Source organism: Nocardia sp. CA-119907 (genome assembly GCF_050955995.1).
Lineage (GTDB): Bacteria > Actinomycetota > Actinomycetes > Mycobacteriales > Mycobacteriaceae > Nocardia.
Genome location: NZ_CP192091.1, coordinates 6,886,627 through 6,910,558 on the forward strand (window position 1 = coordinate 6,886,627; position 23,932 = coordinate 6,910,558).

At 64.5% G+C, this 23,932-nt stretch carries 21 protein-coding genes and 3 rRNA genes; 4 read left to right on the forward strand and 20 right to left on the reverse strand.

Annotated features, from left to right (window positions below; translation table 11 throughout):
* Positions 1-140: 140 nt before the first annotated feature.
* The 6 genes from lgt to ACQP2D_RS30760 all read right to left on the reverse strand — a co-directional run bounded on the left by lgt (position 141) and on the right by ACQP2D_RS30760 (position 6,809).
* Positions 141-1,412, reverse strand: coding sequence for a prolipoprotein diacylglyceryl transferase (gene lgt, locus ACQP2D_RS30735; protein WP_433679416.1), 1,272 nt, complete (start codon positions 1,410-1,412; stop codon positions 141-143).
* A gap of 75 nt (positions 1,413-1,487) precedes the next feature.
* Positions 1,488-2,288: a tryptophan synthase subunit alpha gene (gene trpA, locus ACQP2D_RS30740; RefSeq protein WP_433679417.1), complete on the reverse strand. Its 801-nt coding sequence runs from the start codon at positions 2,286-2,288 to the stop codon at positions 1,488-1,490.
* The gene (gene trpB / locus ACQP2D_RS30745) at positions 2,285-3,559 is read right to left on the reverse strand and encodes a tryptophan synthase subunit beta (RefSeq protein ID WP_433679418.1); all 1,275 of its coding nucleotides are present in this window, start codon (positions 3,557-3,559) and stop codon (positions 2,285-2,287) included. Before trpB ends, trpA begins: the two co-directional genes overlap by 4 nt.
* The gene (gene trpC / locus ACQP2D_RS30750) at positions 3,556-4,374 is read right to left on the reverse strand and encodes an indole-3-glycerol phosphate synthase TrpC (RefSeq protein WP_433679419.1); all 819 of its coding nucleotides are present in this window, start codon (positions 4,372-4,374) and stop codon (positions 3,556-3,558) included. The genes trpB and trpC overlap by 4 nt, the downstream gene beginning before the upstream one ends.
* A 129-nt stretch (positions 4,375-4,503) precedes the next feature.
* On the reverse strand, positions 4,504-5,256 hold the full coding sequence (locus tag ACQP2D_RS30755) for a TIGR02234 family membrane protein (RefSeq protein WP_433679420.1): 753 nt from the start codon (positions 5,254-5,256) through the stop codon (positions 4,504-4,506).
* Positions 5,253-6,809 carry an anthranilate synthase component I gene (locus tag ACQP2D_RS30760; RefSeq protein WP_433685808.1) on the reverse strand — a complete coding sequence of 519 codons (1,557 nt, stop codon included), beginning with the start codon at positions 6,807-6,809 and terminating at the stop codon, positions 5,253-5,255. The genes ACQP2D_RS30755 and ACQP2D_RS30760 overlap by 4 nt, the downstream gene beginning before the upstream one ends.
* Positions 6,810-6,988: 179 nt before the next feature.
* On the opposite strand from ACQP2D_RS30760, the gene ACQP2D_RS30765 reads away from it, so the two are divergent.
* The 3 genes from ACQP2D_RS30765 (at position 6,989) to ACQP2D_RS30775 (ending at position 8,807) form a co-directional block, all read left to right on the forward strand.
* On the forward strand, positions 6,989-7,453 hold the full coding sequence (locus tag ACQP2D_RS30765; protein WP_433679421.1) for a peroxiredoxin: 465 nt from the start codon (positions 6,989-6,991) through the stop codon (positions 7,451-7,453).
* Positions 7,454-7,541: 88 nt separating this feature from the next.
* Complete coding sequence (locus ACQP2D_RS30770; protein WP_433679422.1) at positions 7,542-8,132, forward strand: permease; 591 nt, start codon at positions 7,542-7,544, stop codon at positions 8,130-8,132.
* Positions 8,133-8,357: 225 nt separating this feature from the next.
* Positions 8,358-8,807, forward strand: coding sequence for a MarR family winged helix-turn-helix transcriptional regulator (locus ACQP2D_RS30775; protein ID WP_433685809.1), 450 nt, complete (start codon positions 8,358-8,360; stop codon positions 8,805-8,807).
* A gap of 132 nt (positions 8,808-8,939) precedes the next feature.
* Here the strand turns inward: ACQP2D_RS30775 and hisI are convergent, their stop codons facing one another.
* The 6 genes from hisI to ACQP2D_RS30805 all read right to left on the reverse strand — a co-directional run bounded on the left by hisI (position 8,940) and on the right by ACQP2D_RS30805 (position 13,194).
* Positions 8,940-9,302: a phosphoribosyl-AMP cyclohydrolase gene (gene hisI / locus ACQP2D_RS30780; protein ID WP_433679423.1), complete on the reverse strand. Its 363-nt coding sequence runs from the start codon at positions 9,300-9,302 to the stop codon at positions 8,940-8,942.
* Positions 9,303-10,039: 737 nt separating this feature from the next.
* On the reverse strand, positions 10,040-10,195 hold the full coding sequence (locus tag ACQP2D_RS30785; protein ID WP_433679424.1) for a hypothetical protein: 156 nt from the start codon (positions 10,193-10,195) through the stop codon (positions 10,040-10,042).
* Between the two features lie 110 nt (positions 10,196-10,305).
* Complete coding sequence (hisF, locus tag ACQP2D_RS30790) at positions 10,306-11,079, reverse strand: imidazole glycerol phosphate synthase subunit HisF (protein WP_433679425.1); 774 nt, start codon at positions 11,077-11,079, stop codon at positions 10,306-10,308.
* 44 nt (positions 11,080-11,123) lie between these two features.
* Positions 11,124-11,939 (reverse strand): inositol monophosphatase family protein, encoded by an 816-nt coding sequence (locus ACQP2D_RS30795; RefSeq protein ID WP_433679426.1) that lies wholly within the window; start codon positions 11,937-11,939, stop codon positions 11,124-11,126.
* Between the two features lie 8 nt (positions 11,940-11,947).
* Positions 11,948-12,679, reverse strand: coding sequence for a bifunctional 1-(5-phosphoribosyl)-5-((5-phosphoribosylamino)methylideneamino)imidazole-4-carboxamide isomerase/phosphoribosylanthranilate isomerase PriA (gene priA / locus ACQP2D_RS30800; RefSeq protein ID WP_433679427.1), 732 nt, complete (start codon positions 12,677-12,679; stop codon positions 11,948-11,950).
* Between the two features lie 62 nt (positions 12,680-12,741).
* Positions 12,742-13,194: a MarR family winged helix-turn-helix transcriptional regulator gene (locus ACQP2D_RS30805; protein ID WP_433679428.1), complete on the reverse strand. Its 453-nt coding sequence runs from the start codon at positions 13,192-13,194 to the stop codon at positions 12,742-12,744.
* Between the two features lie 99 nt (positions 13,195-13,293).
* Between ACQP2D_RS30805 and ACQP2D_RS30810 the strand changes: the two genes are divergently transcribed.
* Positions 13,294-13,824, forward strand: coding sequence for a nuclear transport factor 2 family protein (locus ACQP2D_RS30810; RefSeq protein ID WP_433679429.1), 531 nt, complete (start codon positions 13,294-13,296; stop codon positions 13,822-13,824).
* On the opposite strand, the gene ACQP2D_RS30815 is transcribed toward ACQP2D_RS30810, so the two are convergent.
* From ACQP2D_RS30815 to hisD, 8 genes are all read right to left on the reverse strand, one after another.
* Complete coding sequence (locus ACQP2D_RS30815) at positions 13,821-14,348, reverse strand: hypothetical protein (RefSeq protein ID WP_433679430.1); 528 nt, start codon at positions 14,346-14,348, stop codon at positions 13,821-13,823. The two genes, ACQP2D_RS30810 and ACQP2D_RS30815, sit on opposite strands and share 4 nt — an antisense overlap.
* A 165-nt stretch (positions 14,349-14,513) precedes the next feature.
* Positions 14,514-14,630, reverse strand: a 5S ribosomal RNA gene (gene rrf / locus ACQP2D_RS30820).
* A gap of 119 nt (positions 14,631-14,749) precedes the next feature.
* A 23S ribosomal RNA gene (locus ACQP2D_RS30825) occupies positions 14,750-17,882 on the reverse strand.
* Positions 17,883-18,214: 332 nt separating this feature from the next.
* Positions 18,215-19,731 (reverse strand): 16S ribosomal RNA (locus ACQP2D_RS30830).
* The 16S, 23S and 5S rRNA genes sit together here, the layout of an rRNA operon.
* Positions 19,732-20,170: 439 nt before the next feature.
* A complete protein-coding gene (gene hisH, locus ACQP2D_RS30835; protein ID WP_433679431.1) occupies positions 20,171-20,806 on the reverse strand; it encodes an imidazole glycerol phosphate synthase subunit HisH in 636 nt (211 codons plus the stop codon).
* Positions 20,803-21,417 carry an imidazoleglycerol-phosphate dehydratase HisB gene (gene hisB, locus ACQP2D_RS30840; protein ID WP_433679432.1) on the reverse strand — a complete coding sequence of 205 codons (615 nt, stop codon included), beginning with the start codon at positions 21,415-21,417 and terminating at the stop codon, positions 20,803-20,805. Before hisB ends, hisH begins: the two co-directional genes overlap by 4 nt.
* A gap of 23 nt (positions 21,418-21,440) precedes the next feature.
* On the reverse strand, positions 21,441-22,574 hold the full coding sequence (locus ACQP2D_RS30845) for a histidinol-phosphate transaminase (protein ID WP_433679433.1): 1,134 nt from the start codon (positions 22,572-22,574) through the stop codon (positions 21,441-21,443).
* Positions 22,571-23,908: a histidinol dehydrogenase gene (hisD, locus tag ACQP2D_RS30850; RefSeq protein WP_433679434.1), complete on the reverse strand. Its 1,338-nt coding sequence runs from the start codon at positions 23,906-23,908 to the stop codon at positions 22,571-22,573. The genes ACQP2D_RS30845 and hisD overlap by 4 nt, the downstream gene beginning before the upstream one ends.
* Between the last annotated feature and the right edge of the window lie 24 nt (positions 23,909-23,932).

The window sequence follows — 23,932 nt, forward strand, 5'->3', positions numbered from 1 at the left end:
CATCATTCGTGCATTTCGGCGGGTGCTCACCCGCCTCCCCGCGTTCTAACCGGGCAATTGGGCACCCGAGGGTATCGTCGCGGACACGCGGTCGCATGTCTACTCGGTGCCCCCAACGAGTTACCCAAATGGTTGTGGGGTCAGTCGTCCTTCTTCGAGGTTGCGACCTTGCCCTGCTGGGTATCCGAGGTCTCGGACTCCGTTGAGTTATCGCCGGTGGTATCCGGTTCGTTGCCGGAGTTCACGGATTTTGTCAGATCCGGTTCGTCGGCCGCGGTATTCGCTTCGGCCACCTGGGATTTCCCGGATCCGTCGTCATCCTTTTCGGACGCGGACTCGGCCGCACTCGTCTCCGATTCGGCTGCCGCGCCCGATATTTCGTCCTTCGTCGCCGCAGTGTGCTTCGCAGCCACGGCCTCCGCCGCCGCGGCGGCCTTCGACGCGGCCTCGGATTCCGCGCCCGCCGCGCGCAGCGCGCCGATCTGCCATGGCCACGGGCGCGCGACCGTCGACGGTTGCAACTGATCCGCGGTCTCCCTACCCTTCGTCGCGAAGACGAAATAGGCGACGGCGGCGAGGAATACGATCGCGGAGGTGAACGAGTTGATCCGGATCCCCGCGATCTTGGTCGCCTCATCGTCGCGCAGCAACTCCACGACGAAGCGGCCCAGGCAGTACCCGGCGACGTAGAGCGCGAACAGGCGGCCGTGGCCGATGCGGTAGCGCCTATCGATCTGCACCAGCAGCACCACGATCAGCAGGTTCCAGATCATCTCGTACAGGAACGTCGGCTGCACGACCTTATCGACGACGCCGGTGGAGACGCCGTTCATCATGTCGAGTTTGCCCTGATCATCGAAGCGCAGGTAGATCTCCAGGCCCCAGGGCAGATCGGTCTTGCGGCCGTAGAGTTCCTGGTTGAAGTAATTGCCGAGGCGGCCGATGGCCTGGGCCAACAGAATCGGCGGCGCGATCGCATCGCCCAACGCGGGCAACGGGATTCGGTAGATCCGGCAGCCGATCCAGGCACCGACACCGCCGAGGAAGACCGCGCCCCAGATGCCGAGGCCGCCCTGATAGATCTTCAGCGCGTCGATCGGATGGCCGTCGGCGCCGAAGTACTTCTGCCAGTCGGTGGCCACGTGATAGAGCCGCCCGCCGACCAGACCGAACGGCACCGCGAACATCGCGACATCGAGGATCGCGCCCGGCTGTCCGCCGCGCTGCTGCCAGCGCCGCTCACCCCACCAGATGGCGACGATGATGCCGATGATGATGCACAGGGCATAGGCCCGTAGCGGGAATGCGCCGATATGCCAGACGCCCTGGGAGGGGCTGGGGATGTAGGCCAACACATCAGCGGTGACGGCACCGTTGCTCAGGACGCTGTCTGCGAGGACTCGTAAGGTCACGGCCCCAACCGTAGCGGAGCACAGCCGCCCAGCGAGATTCGCGGTCGGTGCGCCCCGCTCGGCGGGCGGATCCGGCTAGGAGGCGACGGTCGCGGAGCGGACGCCCTCGGCCAGTTCGGCCGTCAGCGTGCGGACCGCGTCGAGTCCATGCGCGGCGGCGGTCACCAATGCCGAGCCCACGATGACACCGTCTGCGTAGGAAGCGATTTCGGCCGCCTGCGCACCCGAGCGCACGCCGAGTCCGACGCCGATCGGTATATCGGAGTGGGCGCGGATGCGCGCGCACAGCGCGGGGGCCGCGGAGGAAACCGCATCGCGGGCGCCGGTGACGCCCATGGTCGAGGCCGCGTAGACGAAGCCGCGGCTGGCCTCGATGGTCTTGACCAGACGCTCCTCGGTGGAGGACGGTGCGACCAGGAAGATGCGGTCCAGATCGTGCGCCGCCGAGGCGACGAACCAGTCGTCGGCCTCCTCCGGAATCAGGTTCGGGGTGATGATGCCCGACCCGCCCGCGGCGGCCAGATCCCGCGCGAAACGGTCGATGCCGTATTGCAGCACCGGATTCCAGTAACTCATCACAACGGCCTGGCCGCCCGCTCCGGTGATCGCCTCGACCACCGAGAACACATCGCGCACCCGGACGCCCCCGCGCAGCGCCTGTTCGGCGGCGGCCTGGATGGTCGGCCCGTCCATGACCGGATCGGAGTAGGCCACGCCGACTTCGATAATGTCGCAACCGGATTCGACCATGGCGCGGCACACCTCGATCGAACCGGCCAGATCCGGATAGCCCGCGGGCAGGTAGCCGATCAGCGCGGCCCGGCCCTCCGCGCGAGAGGCGGCGAAGGTATTGGCGAGGCGGGACTGCGGACTCACTGCTGGGTCTCCTTATCGGCGGCGTGGTCGTCGAACAGCCCGAACCATCGTGCCGCCGTGTCCATATCCTTATCGCCGCGCCCGGACAGGTTCACCAGGATGATCGCGCCCTTGCCCAATTCCCTGCCGAGCTTCAGCGCACCGGCCACCGCGTGCGCGGATTCGATCGCGGGGATGATGCCCTCGGCGCGGCTCAGCAGCAGCAGCGCGTCCATCGCCTCGGTATCGGTGATCGGGTGGTATTCGGCGCGGCCGATGTCCTTGAGATAGGCGTGTTCGGGCCCGACGCCCGGATAGTCCAGACCGGCCGAGATCGAATGCGATTCGATGGTCTGCCCGTCCTCGTCCTGCAGCAGGTACGAGTACGCGCCCTGGAACGCACCGGGCGTGCCACCGGAGAAAGTGGCCGCGTGCCTTCCGGTTTCGACGCCGTCACCGGCCGCCTCGTAGCCGACCAGCCGCACGCCCGCATCATCGAGGAAGGGGTGGAAGATGCCGATGGCATTGGAGCCGCCGCCGACGCAGGCGGTGACCGCGTCGGGCAGCCGACCGGTGAGTGCCTGCACCTGGGCGCGGGCCTCCAGGCCGACCACGCGCTGAAGGTCGCGCACCATCAGCGGGAACGGGTGCGGACCCGCCGCGGTGCCGAAGCAGTAGTAGGTGACCTCGGCATTGGTGACCCAGTCGCGCAGCGCCTCGTTGATCGCGTCCTTGAGGGTCTGCGAACCGGTGGTCACCGAGATCACCTCGGCGCCGAGCAGCCGCATCCGCGCCACGTTCAACGCCTGGCGGGCGGTGTCGACCGCGCCCATGTAGATCACACAGTCGAGACCGAGCAGTGCGCACGCGGTCGCGGTGGCGACGCCGTGCTGACCAGCGCCGGTCTCCGCGATCACCCGGGTCTTGCCCATGCGCTTGGCGAGCAGTGCCTGACCGAGCACGTTGTTGATCTTGTGCGAACCGGTGTGGTTCAGGTCCTCGCGCTTGAGGATGATGCGCGCGCCACCGGCGTGCTCGGCGAGGCGACGGCATTCGAAGATCGGCGACGGGCGGCCGGTGTAGTCACGCTGCAGCCGGTCCAGCTCATCGAGGAATGCGGGATCGAGGCGACACTTCTCGTATTCTGCGGTGACCTCCTCGATCACCGCCATCAGCGCCTCGGGAACATGCCTGCCGCCGTATACGCCGAAGTGGCCGCCCGCGTCCGGCTCATGGCCGCTGCGCTCGTGGACACCATCCGAGGCCTTGGGGAGTGCCGTCACTTCCGTCACCGGCCCCGCCGCGCGGGCTTCGGGCAGGACGGGTGGGTGCCCGCCGTCACCAGTTCGGAGACGGCGGCGCGTGGGTCACCACTGGTGACCAAGCCCTCGCCGACGAGTACGGCATCGGCGCCCGCACCGGCGTAGGCCAGCAGATCGGCGGTGCCGCGAATACCGGATTCGGCGATGCGGATGACCTCGGTGGGCAGGCCGGGCGCGATGCGCGCGAACACGTCGCGGTCGACCTCGAGGGTCTTGAGATTGCGCGCGTTCACGCCGATCACGGAGGCGCCCGCCTCGAGCGCGCGATCTGCCTCTTCCTCGGTGTGCACCTCGACCAGGGCGGTCATACCGAGCGATTCGGTGCGATCGATCAGCGAGCTCAGCACGTCCTGCTCCAAGGCAGCCACGATGAGCAGGATGACGTCGGCGCCGTGCGCGCGGGCCTCGTGGATCTGGTAGGGACCGACGACGAAATCCTTGCGCAGGATCGGGATGCTCACGCAGGCGCGGACCGCGTCCAGGTCGTCGAGCGATCCGTGGAAGCGACGGCCCTCGGTCAGCACGCTGATGATGCGCGCGCCACCGTCCTCATAGGCCTTGGCCAGACTCGCCGGGTCCGGGATGTCCGCGAGTTCCCCCTTGGACGGGCTGGCCCGCTTGACCTCGGCGATAACGCCGATGCCGTCTTCGAGGAGCGCGGCGCGGGCGTCCAGCGGCGCGGGCGCTGCGGACGCGGCCGCCTTGATCGCCTGGAAGTCCAAGAGGGCTTCCCGAGCGGCCACATCCGCGCGGACCCCGTCGAGAATCGAGTCGAGTACCGTCATCTGGCTCGAATCCTTTCTGGGGAGACGGACTTGCTGCCTGAGAATCCCCCCAGGCGCTGTCTCACCGATGCTGACAAAGAATAATTGGCTACTTGTGGCGCAACTGCGCCGGGGCTTGTAGTCATCTGCTCAGGCACCCCCACTCCCGGTTTTGCCCTGATCATGATCGGGCGTGTCGACGGCCGCGTCGGGCCCGGGCGCTTCCTCGGTCGGGTCGGTGCCCGCGTCCAATGCGTCCCAGAGCACTCGCTCGGAGAGCTGTCCCGACGTCGCGTCCGCGTCATCGGTGCGCTGGCGCGTCACCTGCTCGGTGGCCGCGGCGCGGCGGAACACCGGATTGTCGTATTTGCCGGAGAGGCGGGCGGTGTCCTGCGGCATGCGGGCCAGCAGGACTCCGGCCGTAAAGGCGGCCAGCGCTCCCACCAGCGAAAGCACGGCCGGAAACTGGGAGGTGACCACCTCGGTGACGGTCGCGCGGCCGGGTAGCTCTGCCAGGGTGGCCGCACGCGCCGCGGTCGCACCGGATCTGGTCAACAGGGCGAAGGCGGGCACGGCGGTCACCGCCGCCGCCAAACCGATCAGTACGCCGACCATGCGCCGCAACCAGCCGCGGGTGGCCAGCACCGCGGCGATGGCGGCGAGCAGCACCAGGGCCAGCGGCGTGAGCGCGCCGAACCAGACCCCGCCGTTGAGCTTGTCGGTGCGCGGTTCGGTGAGGCCATCGGTGGACGAGACGGTTACCCAAGTCATCCGTGACGAGCCCCAGAGCGCCGCCGCCGCTGGGGCGAGCAGGACGATCGCGCCGACCGGATACTTGCGCTTTTGGGTTTCGACACCCGCCGGGGCCGCCGAATCGGTATCGCCGGATTCCGAGCGGGTCATTGCGCGCTGCCATCCGCGGAGGTCGGTGCGCCGTAGGCCCGCACGGTTTTCGCGGCCGCGACCGCGCGCAGCACGGCCATCGCCTTATTGCGGGATTCGACATCCTCATAGTCCGGATCCGAATCCGCGACGATGCCCGCACCCGCCTGCACATAGGCCGTGCCGTCCTTCAGCAATGCGGTGCGAATGGCGATCGCGGTATCCGCGTCACCCGCGAAGTCGAGGTAGCCGACGACGCCGCCGTACACACCGCGGCGGGTGGGCTCGAGTTCCTCGATGAGCTCCATCGCGCGCACCTTGGGCGCGCCCGACAGTGTGCCCGCGGGGAAGCAGGCACGCACCGCGTCCAGCGCGATCTTGCCCGGCGCGAGGCGGCCCGAGACCGTCGAGACCAGATGCATGACATGGCTGTAGCGCTCGATATGCCGGTACTCGGTGACCCGCACCGTACCCGGCTGGCAGACCCGCCCCAGATCGTTGCGGCCGAGATCGACGAGCATCAAATGCTCGGCGTTTTCCTTCTCATCGGCCAGCAACCCCTTCTCCAGCAGCAGATCGTCCTCCTCGGTGGCACCGCGCCACCTGGTGCCCGCGATCGGATGTGTGGTTGCCACCCCCTCTTTCACGGTGACCAGCGATTCCGGGCTGGAGCCGACGATGGAGAAGGCGGTGCCGCCGTCGCTGTCCGGGATGTGGATCAGGTACATGTACGGACTCGGGTTGGACGCGCGCAGCATCCGGTAGAGGTCCACCGGCGCGCCGTTGTAGTCCATTTCGAAGCGCTGGGAGAGCACCACCTGAAATGCCTCGCCCGCCTCGATCTCCTTGACCAGGCGGCGCACCCCGGCACCGAATTCATCGGTGGTGCGGCGGCGGATGTACTCCGGGTCGGGCTGATCGAAGACCGATACGGTGGACTCCGAGGGGGCGGCCAGCGCCGCGGTCATCCGGTCCAGCCGGGCCACCGCATCGTCATAGGCCTCGTCGACGCGTTCGGCGGTGCCGTTCCAGTTGACCGCGTTGGCGATAAGCGTGATCGCGCCCTCGTGATGGTCGAAGGCCGCGAGATCGGTGGCCAGCAGCAGCACCATCTCCGGCAGCCGCAGATCGTCGACGGCGAGGGTGGGCAGCCGCTCGATTCGACGCACCGCGTCGTAGCCGAGGTAGCCGACCATGCCGCCGGTCAGCGGGGGCAGGCCGGGCAGTCGCTCGGTCTGCAGCAATTGCAGGGTTTCGCGCAGCGCGACCAGCGGATCGCCGCCGGAGGGTGCGTCCACCGGGGTGTTGCCGAGCCAGGCCGCTTCGCCGTCCACGACGGTGAGCGCGGACGGACTGCCGGCGCCGATGAACGACCAGCGCGACCAGGACCGCCCGGTCTCCGCGGACTCGAACAGGAAGGTGCCGGCCCGGTCCGCGGCCAGCTTTCGGTAGGCCGACAGCGGAGTTTCCGAGTCCGCCAGCACCTTTCGGGTCACCGGAACCACTCGGTGCTCCGCGGCCAGTAGGTGGAACTGTTCGCGGGTCGTGGTGGTGGGAGTGGACGCGCCAGGCATGGATCCATCATCCCAGGCGGGTCCGACACCCTTGTCGGCGCGTCCCATCCCTCCTTACCGACTGTCCGGTTCTCATGCGTCGTATGGGCTGGTGACCGGCGTCACTACACTCGCCCCGTTCGATCTCACACGCGGTTTCCAGGCGGCATACCGACCGCACGCCCGGTACTGTCCCCAGTATGAAGACTGGTCAGCTCGCCCCCGAGTTCGAGCTTCCCGATCAATCCGGCACACCGCGTTCGCTCGATGCCCTGCTCGCGAACGGCCCGCTCGTGCTGTTCTTCTACCCCGCCGCGAATACGCCGGTCTGCACGGCGGAGGCCTGCCACTTCCGTGATCTGTCCGCCGAATTCGCCGCGCTCGGCGCGTCGTGTGTCGGCATCAGCACCGACGGTGTCGACACCCAGGCCGGATTCGCCGCCAAGCAGAATCTCGGATATCCCCTGCTCTCCGACGCCGACGGCAAGGTCGCCGCGGCCTTCGGCGTGAAGCGCGGATTGCTGGGCAAACTCGCTCCGGTCAAGCGGCAGACGTTCGTGATCGACCGGGATCGCAAGATCGCCACGGTGATCACCGGCGAACTACGCGCCAATGTGCACGCGGACGAGGCGCTGAAGTTCCTGCGTGAGCGTGCGCTGCAGTAGCCGGTAATCACTATTTCGCGGGTGCCGCCGCGAAAAACACCAGGTCCATCGCCATCGATCTGCTGGTTGCCGGGCATACGCTGAATTCATGACTTCGAGCGAGGTTCGGCCGGGCGGTCAGAAATCCACGCTGGCCACGTGGCGCACTCGGATCATCGCCACAGTGGTGGTCATCGCCGTTCTGATCGTCGCCTACTTCATTCTGGCGGCGTTCATTCCGCGCTGGTGGGCGCAGCGCATCGCCGAGTTGGTGAACGGCAGTTTCAGCAAGGGCATCGGTTGGGGTCTGGTCTACGGCTCGCTCGGCACCGCGCTCCCGTTGTTCCTGATGCTGTTCGCCGCAATGATCTGGAAGCGCCGGGCCGGGAAGTTCATCGCGGGCGCGGCCGCATTGCTCGCGGTGATCCTCGCGATTCCGAATCTGATGATCCTATCGATCGTGCTCGGCAACAACAACGCCGCGCACGCCGGTCAGCGGATCCTCGATGTCGACGCCCCTGCCTTCCGCGGCGCGTCGCTGGTCGGCGCGATCACGGCGGCGGTCATCTTCCTCGCCTCGGTGTACCTGATCTACTGGCGTCGATGGCGGCGCAGGCACCCCGGCAAGCAGGCGGTGCCGCCCAAGCCAACGCCGCCCGCCGTGGCCCCGCAAACGCCGACGGTCACCCACGACACCTAGCCGACCCCCAATCGGGCTTTGTGAGTGACCTCACGTCGCGCACCAAGTTCATGACGGTCGAGCGAAGTCGTGGCAAACTCATTTACGCGAGTGGCTGTGAATATGCTTTTCATTAATCGCTAGGCTCACTAACAAGAACACGTCACTTGGCTCGAAAGAAGGCACCCAGTGACGAAATGGCTCGACCCGGACGAACAACGAGCTTGGCGCGCGATCGTTGCGCTGATGACACGTCTACCAGGTGCTTTGGATACCCAGCTGCAGCGCGAATCCGGGGTGACGCATTTCGAATACTGGGTGCTAACACTATTATCGGAAGAGCCGGGCCACCGGCTGCAGATGAGTGAGCTTGCCCACAAGGCAAATGCATCGCTATCGCGACTGTCCCATGTGGTGTCGAAGCTGGAGCGAATGGGCTGGGCGCAACGGTCAGCAACCACCGGACGCCGCGGTGTGCACGCGGTACTCACCGACGACGGCTACTCGAAGGTCGTCGAAGCGGCGCCCGGTTATCTGGATGCGGTGCGCCAGTTGGTATTCGACGGTCTCGAAGCCGGACAAACAGCGCAACTCGCCGATCTGAGCGAGCTACTCGCCACGCAGCTCACCGACACCCTGAACCAGTCCAGCGGACGGTCGACGGCGGTCGAGGAGCCCGATCAGCCGAATCCCTAGGAGCCACGCGAGATTCGGGCAGTATGCGCACCGGGCACGAGAATGCGACCGCGATGAACGTGGCGGTGCCGACCGAATCGCGGTGCGCGAGTTCATCACTGGAGCGTCCCCGCTCGCTGAGGGTACTCGAGCTCAGTCGTCGGCGAGCAGCAGGTTGTCGGCGAGCAGCAGATCGGAATCGAAGCAGGTGTGGGTACCCGTGTGGCAGGCCGCGCCCTCCTGGTCGACGACCAGGAGAACGGTGTCACCGTCGCAGTCGAGGCGGACCTCGTGCACGTACTGGGTGTGGCCGGAGGTCTCACCCTTGACCCAGTACTGCTGGCGAGACCGCGAATAGTAGGTCGCCTTACGGGTTTCCAGCGTGCGGGCCAGCGCCTCGTCGTCCATCCAGGCAACCATCAGCACATCACCGGTGCCGCGCTCCTGCGCGACCGCGGCGACAAGTCCGGCGTCATTGCGCTTGAGCCGGGCGGCGATGGCGGGGTCGAGAGTCATATCACCGTTATACAGGGCCGCGGCCATTCAATTCTGACGGCATCGGGTGGCGACTCCCACATTCCAGGAGTTACCCATGTCGCGGATTCATACCCATCGCAGGTACCCCTCGGACGCCACCGCGGCGTTGCTGTCGGGATGCCGACATAGCGCTCGCAGGTTCTGAGCGCGCCGGTACCTGACCCCGCAGGAGCGAGCACACCTGTTGGCTGCCCGCACCCCGCCCGCCATCGTCCGCGCGTCGCTGGGATACCACGCGCGCGGTAATACCACTCCCCTATTCGGCACCTGGTTTGGCCTCTGTCGCCGTTCCCGCCAACCGGGTTGCCGACCCTGGCCCAGGCTCAGACGCACGCCGGGCCCCATCACGAACACGCAGGCTACTGATGTGACCCCTTCGCGAGCAGTTCCTCACGACCGTGACCAGCTCCCAACAGCCAGCCCAGCTGTCCACCGAACCTGGACCATCGCGCCGAGACCCAAGCCGCCGAATTCGGGGCGCACCCGCGTAGTGGGCGCGCCGCTTACCACGATCAGTGTCGAATCCGCCAAAGATGCTCTGTGCAAACTGAATTCGACGCACGATGGCCTACCTTAGGGCGAGCCAGTCGCGGCCTGACCGAGAACGGTACGAATGAGGTTGCGCAGAAGCAGGTTCCGCACCGGCTCGACCAGCTCGTCCTACCGCACGCTGACTCAACCGCTGGATCCCCGAAGATCGCAGCTGGCTCCAGCGATCATTCCTCGGGCAGCGGAATCAATTCGAAATGTTCGGCCGCAGCCTTTTTGGTGCAGGTGGTCCGACCGGTCACCAGGTTCACCCCGCCACGGTGGGCGACCAGCCACTTGCCGCAGACACAGCGCAGATAGCGAACCGAGCCATGCGTCGACACCAGCATCGGCGAGGGCCAAGAGCATGAGGGACACATGGCGGACATGGTCGCCAAGCCTGGGGAAGTATCGAGCAGATAGCAATCACCGCCCCGGCGTGGCGGCCGAAATGTTAACGCACCACTATATGTTCAGCGCGCATGGCGGCCTTGACCTGGGGGATGGTCAGGTCGCCGAAGTGGAAGACGCTGGCGGCCAGAACCGCATCCGCTCCGGCGTGCACGGCGGGCGCGAAGTGTTCGATCGCACCCGCTCCACCACTGGCGATCACCGGTACCGATACCGCCTCGCGCACGGCCTTGATCATCGGCAGATCGAAACCGGCCTTCGTGCCATCCGCATCCATCGAGTTGAGCAGGATCTCACCGACGCCGAGTTCGGCTCCGCGCACCGCCCATTCGACGGCGTCGATGCCGGTGCCGCGCTTGCCGCCGTGCGTGGTGACCTCCCAGCCAGAGGGAGTGTCGGGCTGGCCCTCGGGAACGGTGCGCGCGTCCACCGACAGCACGATGCACTGAGAGCCGAAGCGTTCGGACATTTCGCGCAATACCTCGGGACGCGCGATGGCCGCGGTGTTCACCGACACCTTGTCCGCGCCCGCGCGCAGCAGCCGGTCCACATCGTCCACCGTGCGCACACCGCCGCCGACAGTGAGCGGGATGAAAATCTGCTCGGCTGTTCGGGTCACGACATCGATCATGGTGCCGCGGTCGCCGGTGGAGGCGGTGACGTCGAGGAAGGTCAGCTCGTCGGCACCCTGCAGATCGTAGGCGGCCGCGAGTTCGACGGGATCGCCCGCATCGCGCAGGTTTTCGAAGTTGACGCCCTTGACCACCCGGCCCGCATCGACATCCAGGCACGGAATTACGCGTACGGCCAATGTCATCGGCTCATCCTTCCTCGAATCTTGCCGTGTCCCGTCGCGCAGCCTCACGCATCGTCGGCGACCGTGCAAATCATTTCCAGCAGTTCCTCGTGCACCCCGGGCGCGCCGGCCAGCACCGACCCCGAGGTGATGGTCCACGGCGCACCCGCCAGATCGGTCACCACACCCCCCGCCGCGCGGACCAGCGCCACACCCGCCGCGTTGTCCCACGGATGGTGCCCGAAGACGATCGCGCCGCCGAGCACACCGGATGCGGTGAACGCGAGGTCGATACCAGTGGAACCGTGCATGCGCACCCGCGAGGACAACCGGCTCAACGGACCGAGCAGGTCGAAGCGGAATCGGCCGGGAATGCGCCCCGCGGAATCCACATTGAACGCGCCGAAGCCGATCATCGCCTCGCCCAGCTTGCTGTGCGGCAGCCGCGGCAGCGGTTCGCCGTTGAGCAGCACCGGACCGGTGGCGGCCGCCGCATAACGCTGGCCGAGCAAGGGCAGCCAGGTCAGCCCGAGCAGCGGCTCCCCGTCGTGCACCAGCGCGAGCAGCATGCCCGAGAGAGGATGTCCCGATGAGTAATTGAAGGTGCCGTCGATCGGGTCGAGCACCCACGCGGTGCCGGAGGTGAGCTGCGGTCCGCCGAATTCCTCACCGTGCACCTCGATTCCGGTGCGCTGTTCGAGCTGGGCGGAAATGGTGCGCTCCAGCTCGAGATCGAGTTCGGTCGCGAAGTCGTTGCGGCCCTTGGCCACCGCACTCGGCGCACCGACCCCCTCGACGAAACGAGGGCTGGCCGCGTCGAGAATATCGCTGGCGACGTCGAGCAGCGCCGGTAGTTCGGTGTCGAGGCGGTTGGCGGTCATCGAATCGATCAGCGCACCGCGGCCAGCGCCTCGGGCAGCGTGAAGCGACCCGCGTACAGCGCCTTGCCGACGATCGAACCCTCGACGCCCTCGGGGACCAGTTCGGCGATGGCGATCAGATCCTCGATGGTGGAGACGCCGCCGGAGGCGATGACCGGCGCGTCGGTCGCGGCGCACACTTCGCGCAGCAGGTCCAGGTTGGGGCCGGTGAGGGTGCCGTCCTTGGTCACATCGGTGACCACATAGCGCGAGCAGCCGTCGCGTTCGAGGCGCTCGAGCACCTCCCACAGATCGCCGCCGTCGCTGACCCAGCCGCGACCGCGCAGCCGGTGTTCACCGTCGATGATCCGCACGTCGAGGCCGACGGCGATGCGCTCACCGTGCTTGGCGATGGCGCGGGCGCACCACTGCGGATCCTCCAGCGCGGCGGTGCCGAGGTTGACCCGGGCACAGCCGGTGGCCAGCGCGGCCTCCAGGGATTCGTCATCGCGAATGCCACCGGACAGCTCCACCCGCACGTCGAGTTCACCGACGACGTCGGCCAGCAGTTCCCGGTTGGAGCCGCGCCCGAATGCCGCGTCGAGATCGACCAGATGCACCCATTCCGCACCGGCCTCCTGCCAGGCGAGCGCCGCGTCGCGCGGGGAGCCGTAGTTGGTTTCGCTGCCCGCCTCTCCCTGAACCAGGCGCACGGCCTCTCCATTGGCGACATCGACAGCAGGTAGCAGCACAAGACTCACGGATGCAGTTTAGTTGCTCGCTCCGTGCGCCCTACCCTCGGCCTGCGGAAATACCGGTGCGATCAGTCGCGGGCATGATCATCGAGGATGCGGGTGAGCAGCCGGACGAGTTCTCGGCGCTCGGCCGCCGAGAGGGCGGCCAGCAACTCGTCCTGGGCGCCTTCGATGCGGTGGTCCAGTTCGGCCAGGTGGCGGGTGCCGGTCTTGGTGATGGTGACGATATTGCGGCGGCGGTCGCCCGGGTCCGGACTGCGTTCGATGAGACCCCGCTCGGCCAGATCATTCAGCGCGGCGACGATATCGCTGCGATCGATGCGGGTGCGTCGGCCCAGATCAGCCTGGCTGGCGGGCCCGAATTCGTGGAGCGTGGTGAGCAGGGCGTAGTGATAGCGGCGTGATCCGGTCGCGTCGAAGGCGCGCTCGGTCGCCCGGTTGGCCAGGATGGCCACCTGGTTCACCAGTCGGGTGGGCAGGGCGCGCAGCCTGCCCGGGGTGTCCTCGTGCGCGATCTCCATGCGTCAAATGTAGCAACACTTGTTGGTGCCACCCACAATCTGTTACGTTGGCTTCACCAACGTTGGCGTGGCCAACATTTAATGCGAAAGGTTCCACCGATGAACAAGATCCGCCGCCTCCTCCCCCTCGCCGCGCTGCCGCTGGCCCTGGTCGCCGCCTGCGCGAGCGCCACCGCCAAGGACGACACCACCCAGCGCCAACTCCGAGAGCTGATGGACCGCAATGAGATCACCGCATTGGTCGACCGCTTGGGCCGCGTCTTGGACGAGGGACGCTTCGACGACCTCCGCGCGATCTACACCGCCGATGCGACCGCCAAAACCCCGGGCGGTCGGGCCGACGGCGTCGATGCGCTGATCGCACAGGCCAGCCGGAATCACTCCGACGACAAGCGCGTCCAGCACTTCATCAGCAACGTGGTCATCGATCTGGGTAGCGATATCGCCGAGCTGCGGGCGAATCTCATCGCCACCTTCACCCCCGCCGCGACCGCCGAACCGCGGATCGCGCCGGAGCCGCAATTCACCCTCGGCGAGGTCTACCGCTTCGATGCCGTCCGTACCGCCGAGGGCTGGCGACTGTCCCGAGTGGAGACGACGCCGGTGTGGTCCACGGGCACCCGGCCCTAGGCCAGTTCTTCGAACCGCTCGTCGGCCTCGGCGAGAATCCGTGTGCGATAACAACTCAGCGTGGCGGCGACTGCGAATACCGCGGTCGCCAGGGCCACTGCTATCCGAACCCACTCGCCCACCTGGAATTCGGTTGCCGCGCTCTCGATTTCGGCGAGACTGTGCCGGGAACGCTCGTCGAACAGGATCGTCGCGCGCGGCCACAGATAGAGGATCGATAGCAGGAACTGCCCGCCGATGAGCGAAATCATTGATGCGACGACCCATCTCCGCGCGAGGCGGTACCGGACCGCCACCGCACAGGCGATCAACGCACACACCGTCAGCACCCCGCCGAGCGGGCGCATGACATCGCCGACCGCGACCTCGCTCATGAACTGCTCGGTCTGTGCCAGCGAATCAGGCACATCGCGAAAGATATTGGGGTACAGCATGATCGTCTCGGTGAGGGAGGCCGCGAACGCGAAACTCGCGACCGCGGCGTAGACCCCGATGACGGTCAGCGCAACCGTGACGGACCTCATGGTGACCTCCTCACCACGACCGTAGGCCCGGGCCTCGGCGTGGCGGATCCGGAAGCAACCCCCATATCCGGGCATCCGGAGTCAGGGTCTACCCGGAAGATCACCACTATCTGCGTGATAACGCAAAAAGGCCCCCAACTGTGTTGGGGGCCTTTCGCAAGGATGTTCCGGCGGTGTCCTACTCTCCCACACCCTGTCGAGTGCAGTACCATCGGCGCTGGTGGCCTTAGCTTCCGGGTTCGGAATGGGACCGGGCGTTTCCCCACCGCTATAGCCGCCGTAACTCTATGAAACTATCCACACACCCACCACGACAAACAAAGAAACAATCTCTTTGTTCATCGAACAGCAGGTGTCTGTGTGTTGTTTCAGATACCGCACAGTGGACGCGTAGCTTCTTTGTTGGTAAGTCCTCGGCCGATTAGTACCAGTCACCTACACCCGTTACCGGGCTTCCAGTTCTGGCCTATCAACCCCATGGTCTGTGGGGGGCCTTAACCACTCGAGGGTGGTGAGAAACCTCATCTTGGAACAGGCTTCCCGCTTAGATGCTTTCAGCGGTTATCCCTTCCGAACGTAGCTAACCAGCAGTGCCCTTGGCAGGACAACTGGCACACCAGAGGTTCGTCCGTCCCGGTCCTCTCGTACTAGGGACAGCCTTCCTCAAGTTTCTGACGCGCGCGGCGGATAGAGACCGAACTGTCTCACGACGTTCTAAACCCAGCTCGCGTGCCGCTTTAATGGGCGAACAGCCCAACCCTTGGGACCTACTCCAGCCCCAGGATGCGACGAGCCGACATCGAGGTGCCAAACCATCCCGTCGATATGGACTCTTGGGGAAGATCAGCCTGTTATCCCCGGGGTACCTTTTATCCGTTGAGCGACACCGCTTCCACTTGCCGGTGCCGGATCACTAGTCCCGACTTTCGTCCCTGCTCGAGCTGTCACTCTCACAGTCAAGCTCCCTTGTGCACTTGCACTCGACACCTGATTGCCAACCAGGCTGAGGGAACCTTTGGGCGCCTCCGTTACATTTTAGGAGGCAACCGCCCCAGTTAAACTACCCACCAGGCACTGTCCCTGAACCAGATCATGGTCCGAGGTTAGAAGTCCAATACGACCAGAGTGGTATTTCAACGACGACTCCACAAACACTGGCGTGCCTGCTTCACAGTCTCCCACCTATCCTACACAAACCGTACCGAACACCAATACCAAGCTATAGTGAAGGTCCCGGGGTCTTTTCGTCCTGCCGCGCGTAACGAGCATCTTTACTCGTAATGCAATTTCGCCGAGTCTGTGGTTGAGACAGCAGAGAAGTCGTTACGCCATTCGTGCAGGTCGGAACTTACCCGACAAGGAATTTCGCTACCTTAGGATGGTTATAGTTACCACCGCCGTTTACCGGGGCTTAAATTCTCAGCTTCGCGCCGAAGCGCTAACCGGTCCTCTTAACCTTCCGGCACCGGGCAGGCGTCAGTCCGTATACATCGTCTTACGACTTCGCACGGACCTGTGTTTTTAGTAAACAGTCGCTTCTCTCTGGTCTCTGCGACCCAACCCAGCTCCGAGAGTAAATCTCATCACCAGACCGGGTCCCCCTTCTCCCGAAGTTACGGGGGCATTTTGCCGAGTTCCTTAACCACAGTTCTCTCGATCGCCTCAGTATTCTCTACCTGACCACCTGTGTCGGTTTGGGGTACGGGCCGTGTACCAACTCACTAGAGGCTTTTCTCGGCAGCATAGGATCACTGAATTCACCTCAATCGGCTACGCATCACCTCTCAGGATATATGAACGGCGGATTTGCCTACCGCTCTCCCTACAGGCTTACACCAGTACAACCACTGACTGGCCCAGCTACCTTCCTGCGTCACCCCATCGCTTGACTACTACACCCAGGATCCCATGCAGCCGCTTCAGGTCTCCCGAAGGAGATCCCTCCACATTTGGATGGTTAGCACAGATGATTCGCCATTGGGCGCGGATACACGGGTACGGGAATATCAACCCGTTGTCCATCGACTACGCCTGTCGGCCTCGCCTTAGGTCCCGACTCACCCTGGGCGGATTAACCTGGCCCAGGAACCCTTGGTCATTCGGCGGACGAGTTTCTCACTCGTCTTTCGCTACTCATGCCTGCATTCTCACTCCCACAGCCTCCACAACTAGCTCACGCTGCTGCTTCCAAGGCTGTAGGACGCTCCCCTACCCATCCACACCACTGCACACACCCCCGTAGAGATGTGCGGATGTATTGTGTGAATGCCGCGGCTTCGGCGGTGTACTTGAGCCCCGCTACATTGTCGGCGCAGAATCACTTGACCAGTGAGCTATTACGCACTCTTTCAAGGATGGCTGCTTCTAAGCCAACCTCCTGGTTGTCTTCGCGACTCCACATCCTTTTCCACTTAGTACACGCTTAGGGGCCTTAGCCGGCGATCTGGGCTGTTTCCCTCTCGACTACGAAGCTTATCCCCCGCAGTCTCACTGCCACGCTCTCACACACCGGCATTCGGAGTTTGGCTGATTTCGGTAAGCTTGTAGGCCCCCTAGACCATCCAGTAGCTCTACCTCCGGCGTGAAACACGTGACGCTGCACCTAAATGCATTTCGGGGAGAACCAGCTATCACGGAGTTTGATTGGCCTTTCACCCCTACCCACAGCTCATCCCCTCAGTTTTCAACCTAAGTGGGTTCGGGCCTCCACGACGTCTTACCGTCGCTTCACCCTGGCCATGGGTAGATCACTCCGCTTCGGGTCTAGAACACGCGACTCAAAACGCCCTATTCGGACTCGCTTTCGCTACGGCTACCCCACACGGGTTAACCTCGCCACATGCCACTAACTCGCAGGCTCATTCTTCAAAAGGCACGCCATCACCCACCCTAGTAAACTAGGCGCAGGCCCTGACGGATTGTAAGCGCACGGTTTCAGGTACTATTTCACTCCCCTCCCGGGGTACTTTTCACCTTTCCCTCACGGTACTAGTCCGCTATCGGTCACCAGGGAGTATTCAGGCTTACCGGGTGGTCCCGGCAGATTCACAGCAGATTTCACGGGCCCGCTGCTACTCGGGCATCATCCACAACAGCCGTTGAGTTTTCACTTACCGGGCTATCACCGTCTACGGCAGGCCGTTCCAGACCACTTCAACTAACCCAACGGTTTCTGACTGTCGCTCAGACCGGCAGATCTGAGAAGAATGACCCCACTACCCCACACACGCAACCCCTGCCGGGTATCACACGTGCATGGTTTAGCCTCATCCGCTTTCGCTCGCCACTACTCACGGAATCACAATTGTTTTCTCTTCCTGTGGGTACTGAGATGTTTCACTTCCCCACGTTCCCTCCACACACCCTATATATTCAGATGCGGGTAACACGACATCACTCGTGCTGGGTTTCCCCATTCGGAAATCCTCGGATCTCAGCTCGGTTGACAGCTCCCCGAGGCTTATCGCAGCCTCCTACGTCCTTCATCGGCTCCTGGTGCCAAGGCATCCACCGTACGCTCTTAAACACTTACTAACAAAGATGCTCGCGTCCACTGTGCAGTTCTCAAACAACACACCCGAAAGAATCCAACTCCGACACCAGCACCCCAGCCCAAAAAAACTGGAGTCGGTATGACCGGAAACCCGATCGGATCGTTATCTTGCCTGGAAAGAACGCCTGTTCTTTCAGGACCCAACAGTGTGTCGATATATCCACCGCGACCGAAGACAGAGCTTCGATCATGCGCGGGAGAGGTTGTCAGCGTTCCACCCATGAGCTTCCGCCGGAAAACGAATGCTTCCGAAACGGTCTCTGACACAGTCGTACCCGACTCTTCGAGCCGACCATGTAGAAGTGCTCCTTAGAAAGGAGGTGATCCAGCCGCACCTTCCGGTACGGCTACCTTGTTACGACTTCGTCCCAATCGCCAATCCCACCTTCGACGGCTCCCTCCACAAGGGTTAGGCCACCGGCTTCGGGTGTTACCGACTTTCATGACGTGACGGGCGGTGTGTACAAGGCCCGGGAACGTATTCACCGCAGCGTTGCTGATCTGCGATTACTAGCGACTCCAACTTCACGGGGTCGAGTTGCAGACCCCGATCCGAACTGAGACCGGCTTTAAGGGATTCGCTCCACCTCACGGTATCGCAGCCCTCTGTACCGGCCATTGTAGCATGTGTGAAGCCCTGGACATAAGGGGCATGATGACTTGACGTCGTCCCCACCTTCCTCCGAGTTGACCCCGGCAGTCTCTCACGAGTCCCCGCCATTACGCGCTGGCAACATAAGATAAGGGTTGCGCTCGTTGCGGGACTTAACCCAACATCTCACGACACGAGCTGACGACAGCCATGCACCACCTGTACACCGACCACAAGGGGGCCTACATCTCTGCAGGTTTCCGGTGTATGTCAAACCCAGGTAAGGTTCTTCGCGTTGCATCGAATTAATCCACATGCTCCGCCGCTTGTGCGGGCCCCCGTCAATTCCTTTGAGTTTTAGCCTTGCGGCCGTACTCCCCAGGCGGGGTACTTAATGCGTTAGCTACGGCACGGATCCCGTGGAAGGAAACCCACACCTAGTACCCACCGTTTACGGCGTGGACTACCAGGGTATCTAATCCTGTTCGCTACCCACGCTTTCGCTTCTCAGCGTCAGTTACTTCCCAGAGACCCGCCTTCGCCACCGGTGTTCCTCCTGATATCTGCGCATTTCACCGCTACACCAGGAATTCCAGTCTCCCCTGAAGTACTCTAGTCCGCCCGTATCGACCGCAAGCCCACCGTTGAGCGGTAGGTTTTCACGATCGACGCGACGAACCGCCTACAAGCTCTTTACGCCCAGTAATTCCGGACAACGCTCGCACCCTACGTATTACCGCGGCTGCTGGCACGTAGTTGGCCGGTGCTTCTTCTACAGGTACCGTCACTTACGCTTCGTCCCTGTCGAAAGAGGTTTACAACCCGAAGGCCGTCATCCCTCACGCGGCGTCGCTGCATCAGGCTTCCGCCCATTGTGCAATATTCCCCACTGCTGCCTCCCGTAGGAGTCTGGGCCGTGTCTCAGTCCCAGTGTGGCCGGTCACCCTCTCAGGTCGGCTACCCGTCGTCGCCTTGGTAGGCCATTACCCCACCAACAAGCTGATAGGCCGCGGGCCCATCCTGTACCGATAAATCTTTCCACCACAAGACATGCATCCCATGGTCATATCCGGTATTAGACCCAGTTTCCCAGGCTTATCCCGAAGTACAGGGCAGATCACCCACGTGTTACTCACCCGTTCGCCGCTCGTGTACCCCGAAGGGCCTTACCGCTCGACTTGCATGTGTTAAGCACGCCGCCAGCGTTCGTCCTGAGCCAGGATCAAACTCTCCGTTGAAGACTCTTGAAACAACCCCAAAAAGGGGCGAATCAGAAGAATTAACCAGAGTCCGAAAACCATGGCAAAATCAAACGCCAGCAAAAGTATTTGCTGACTTAAATGTCCAGCCCCACCACACGGGGGTATGAGGAGCCGGAACCAAAATAATATTTGGCACTGACATTCATCGACACACTATTGAGTTCTCAAAGAACACACGCACACACTTTCACTCCGGAATAAATCCGGGGCTTCCGTGAGGCAACTTGGTGAAGCTTAGCCCAGCCGATCCCCGACACAAAATCAGGGTTCGTCCGAACCAGTGTGATCGTCAGGCGCTCCTCGTCCTACCTCGTTTCCCAGGCCTTTCGGCTCCGGGTCGGTGTCCGTGTCGCTCTGACTTGAATAAAGTTACTTACCGGCGTGCACGATGTCAAATCGCCTGGCCAGCGGGTGTTTACAGCGAGTTGATCCAATTGCGGAGCAGCTGCGCGCCCGCATCACCGGACTTTTCGGGATGAAACTGCGTCGCCGACAGCGGTCCGTTCTCGACAGCCGCCAGGAATGGAACACCGTGTTCTGCCCAAGTGAGCTTCGGCGCGGCGAAGTGCTCGCTCGGCGGCAGGTCCCAAGTCTGGGCGGCATAGGAGTGCACGAAATAGAAACGCGTATCCCTGTCCATCCCCGCGAACAAGACACTGTCCGACGGGGCCGACACCGTGTTCCATCCCATGTGCGGCAGCACCGGAGCAGAAAGGCGCTCGACCACACCGGGCCATTCCGCACACCCATCGGTTTCGACACCGAACTCGACGCCGCGCTCGAACAGTATCTGCATACCGACGCAGATACCGAGCACCGGCCGAGCACCGGCCAGCCGCTGGCCGATGATGCGGTCACCCTTCACCGCACGCAGTCCCGCCATGCACGCGGCGAATGCGCCGACGCCGGGGACGACCAGTCCATCGGCGGCGAGCGCGATACCGGCATCGGCGGTCACCTCGACACTCGCACCCGCACGGATCAGCGCGCGCTGCGCCGAGTGCAGGTTGCCGGAACCGTAGTCGAGCAGCGCGACAGATTTGGTGCTCACAGCGTCCCCTTCGTCGAAGGCACACCGCTCACCCGCGGGTCCAGTTCGACAGCGGCACGCAAAGCCCGTGCCACCGCCTTGAATTCGGCCTCGGTGATGTGGTGCTGGTCACGGCCGTAGAGAACACGCACGTGCAGGGCGATGCGGGCGTTGAGCGCGATCGATTCGAAAACGTGGCGATTGAGGACGGTGGAATACGGTGCACCCGGTCCGGAACCCGGGATCACCGCGTGCAGCAGGTGGTCGGGTTCGCCGGTGTGCACGCAGTACGGACGGCCGGAGACGTCCACGGCGGCGTGCGCCATGGTCTCGTCCATCGGAATGAACGCGTCGCCGAAGCGGCGAATGCCGGACTTATCGCCCAGCGCCTGGCCCAGCGCCTGCCCGAACACAATGGCGGTGTCCTCGACGGTGTGGTGCGCCTCGATCTCGATATCGCCCTCGGCGCGCACCGTCAGATCGAAGCTGGCGTGCGCGCCGAGCGCGGTCAGCATGTGGTCGTAGAACGGGACGCCGGTGGCGATATCGGTCTTTCCGGTGCCGTCCAGGTTCAGTTCGACGACGATATTGGATTCCTTGGTGACGCGCTCCACCCGCGCGGTGCGATTCATTGCTGGTTCCTCCACAGGCGGATTCATCGAATGGTGAGGTCGGTGTCGGCGAGTGTGCCGCTGACGCGCAGGAATTCGTCGTTCTCGGCGGCGAGACCGATGGTGGCGCGCAGATAACCGGGGAGGCCGACATCGCGGATCAGCACGCCGCGGTCCAGATAGTGCTGCCAGGCGCGGGGTGCGTCGGCGAAGCGGCCGAAGAGCAGGAAGTTCGCATCGCTGGGGATCACATCGAACCCCATGGTGCGCAACGCTTCCGCGACGCGGTCGCGCTGCGCTGCCAGTTCCGCGACGCTGGCAAGGGTTTCGTCGGCGTGCCGCAGGGCCGCGCGGGCGGCGGCCTGAGTGACCACCGACAGGTGGTACGGCAGCCGCACGAGCAGCATGGCGTCGATCACCGCCGGGGCGGCGACCAGATAGCCGAGGCGGCCTCCCGCGAAGGCGAATGCCTTGCTCATGGTCCGGGTGACCACGAGTTTCGTCGGATACCGATCGATCAGGGCGATCGCGCTCGGCTCGGCGGAGAATTCGCCGTAGGCCTCGTCGACGACCACGATGCCCGGCGCGGCGGCCAGGATCCGGGCCAGATCGGCCTGCGGAATGCTGTGTCCGGTCGGGTTGTTCGGGCTGGTCACGAAGACCACGTCGGGGCGGCGCTCGGCGATGGCGGTGAGCGCATAGTCGATATCGAGGGAGAAGTCGGCATTGCGCTCGGCCTCGACCCATTCGGTATCGATGCCCTCGGAGATGATCGGGTGCATCGAATAGGACGGGACGAAACCCAAGGCGCTGCGGCCCGGTCCGCCGAAGGCCTGCAGCAGTTGCTGCAGGATCTCGTTGGAGCCATTGGCCGCCCACACGTTGGCCGTGCTCACCGCGACGCCGGTCTGGCGGGTCAGATATTCGGCCAGATCGGTGCGCAGGGCGACGGCGTCGCGGTCCGGGTAGCGGTGCAGATCGGTGGCGGCGGCGCGGATCGATTCGGCGATGTCGTCGATGAGGGCCTTGCTGGGCGGGTGCGGGTTCTCATTGGTGTTCAGCTGCACCGGAACCGTCAATTGTGGTGCGCCGTAAGGCTTTTTGCCACGCAGGTTGTCGCGCAGCGGTAGCTGGTCCAGGCTGACGTCGGCACCGGGCACGGTGATCTCGGGGGTCATGCCAGTGCCTCGAATCGCGCCTGCACGGCCTGACCGTGTGCGGGCAGGTCCTCGGCATTGGCCAAGGCGACCACGTGACCGGCGACGTCTTTCAGTGCGGCCTCGGTGTACTCGACCACGTGGATGCCGCGCAGGAAGGTCTGCACGCTCAGGCCCGACGAGTGCCGCGCACAACCCGCGGTCGGCAGTACGTGATTGGAGCCCGCGCAGTAGTCGCCCAGGCTGACCGGGGCGTACGCGCCGACGAAAATTGCTCCGGCACTGCGCACTCGGGCCGCGACGGCCGGGGCGTCGGCGGTCTGGATCTCCAGGTGTTCGGCGGCGTAGGCGTTGACGACGCGCAGGCCCTGCTCGATGTCGTCGACGAGGACGATGCCGGACTGCTTGCCGGACAATGCCTCTCGCACCCGGTGTGCGTGTTTGACCACGGTCATCTGGGTGGTGAGCGCGGCATCGACCGCATCGGCCAGGTCGACGCTGTCGGTGACCAGCACGCTGGCCGCGAGCACATCGTGTTCGGCCTGGCTGATCAGATCGGCGGCCACGTGCAGCGGATCGGCGGCGGCATCGGCCAGGATGGCGATTTCGGTGGGGCCCGCCTCGGCGTCGATGCCGACCAGGCCGCGGCACAGGCGCTTGGCGGCGGTGACGTAGATATTGCCGGGACCGGTGATCAGGTCGACCGGCTCGAGCTGGGTGCCATCGGTATCGGTGCCACCGTAGGAGAGCAGCGCGACCGCCTGCGCACCGCCGACGGCCCACACCTCCTCGACGCCGAGCAGTTTCGCGGCCGCCAGGATGGTCGGATGCGGTAGCCCGCCGAACTGCGCCTGCGGCGGCGAGGCCACCACCAGCGAGTCGACGCCCGCCGCCTGCGCGGGCACCACATTCATCACGACACTCGAGGGGTAGACGGCATTGCCGCCCGGCACATAGAGCCCGACCCGCTCGACCGGCACCCAGCGCTCGGTGACGGTACCGCCGGGCACCACCTCGGTGGTGGTGTCGGTACGCCGCTGATCGGCGTGCACCTTGCGGGTCCGCTCGATCGCGACCTCCAGCGCGGTGCGCACGGCCGGATCCAAGGTCTCCAACGCGGCGTCCAGCTCGGCCGCGGGCACCCGCACGCTCGGCGGAATCACCCCGTCGAACTTCTCACCGAACTCGAGCGCCGCCGCGACCCCACGATCCCGGATCGCCTCCACCACCGGGCGCACCTGATGCAGCACCGAGTCCACGTCGACTCCCCCGCGCGGCAGCGCGGTGCGCAGCTCGGCAGCGGAGGGAGTACGGCCGCGTAGATCAACGCGGGCGAGCTCGATGCGGGATGTCATGAGGTCTGCGATCCTGTCTGTCCT

Coding starts and splice junctions, on each gene's coding strand:
- trpC (WP_433679419.1), bottom strand. CDS start 4,374: ATGACGGTACTCGACTCGATTCTCGACGGGGTCCGCGCGGATGTGGCC.
- ACQP2D_RS30755 (WP_433679420.1), bottom strand. CDS start 5,256: ATGACCCGCTCGGAATCCGGCGATACCGATTCGGCGGCCCCGGCGGGT.
- ACQP2D_RS30760 (WP_433685808.1), bottom strand. CDS start 6,809: ATGCCTGGCGCGTCCACTCCCACCACCACGACCCGCGAACAGTTCCAC.
- ACQP2D_RS30765 (WP_433679421.1), top strand. CDS start 6,989: ATGAAGACTGGTCAGCTCGCCCCCGAGTTCGAGCTTCCCGATCAATCC.
- ACQP2D_RS30770 (WP_433679422.1), top strand. CDS start 7,542: ATGACTTCGAGCGAGGTTCGGCCGGGCGGTCAGAAATCCACGCTGGCC.
- ACQP2D_RS30775 (WP_433685809.1), top strand. CDS start 8,358: ATGACACGTCTACCAGGTGCTTTGGATACCCAGCTGCAGCGCGAATCC.
- hisI (WP_433679423.1), bottom strand. CDS start 9,302: ATGACTCTCGACCCCGCCATCGCCGCCCGGCTCAAGCGCAATGACGCC.
- hisF (WP_433679425.1), bottom strand. CDS start 11,079: ATGACATTGGCCGTACGCGTAATTCCGTGCCTGGATGTCGATGCGGGC.
- ACQP2D_RS30795 (WP_433679426.1), bottom strand. CDS start 11,939: ATGACCGCCAACCGCCTCGACACCGAACTACCGGCGCTGCTCGACGTC.
- ACQP2D_RS30805 (WP_433679428.1), bottom strand. CDS start 13,194: ATGGAGATCGCGCACGAGGACACCCCGGGCAGGCTGCGCGCCCTGCCC.
- ACQP2D_RS30810 (WP_433679429.1), top strand. CDS start 13,294: ATGAACAAGATCCGCCGCCTCCTCCCCCTCGCCGCGCTGCCGCTGGCC.
- ACQP2D_RS30815 (WP_433679430.1), bottom strand. CDS start 14,348: ATGAGGTCCGTCACGGTTGCGCTGACCGTCATCGGGGTCTACGCCGCG.
- hisB (WP_433679432.1), bottom strand. CDS start 21,417: ATGAATCGCACCGCGCGGGTGGAGCGCGTCACCAAGGAATCCAATATC.
- ACQP2D_RS30845 (WP_433679433.1), bottom strand. CDS start 22,574: ATGACCCCCGAGATCACCGTGCCCGGTGCCGACGTCAGCCTGGACCAG.
- hisD (WP_433679434.1), bottom strand. CDS start 23,908: ATGACATCCCGCATCGAGCTCGCCCGCGTTGATCTACGCGGCCGTACT.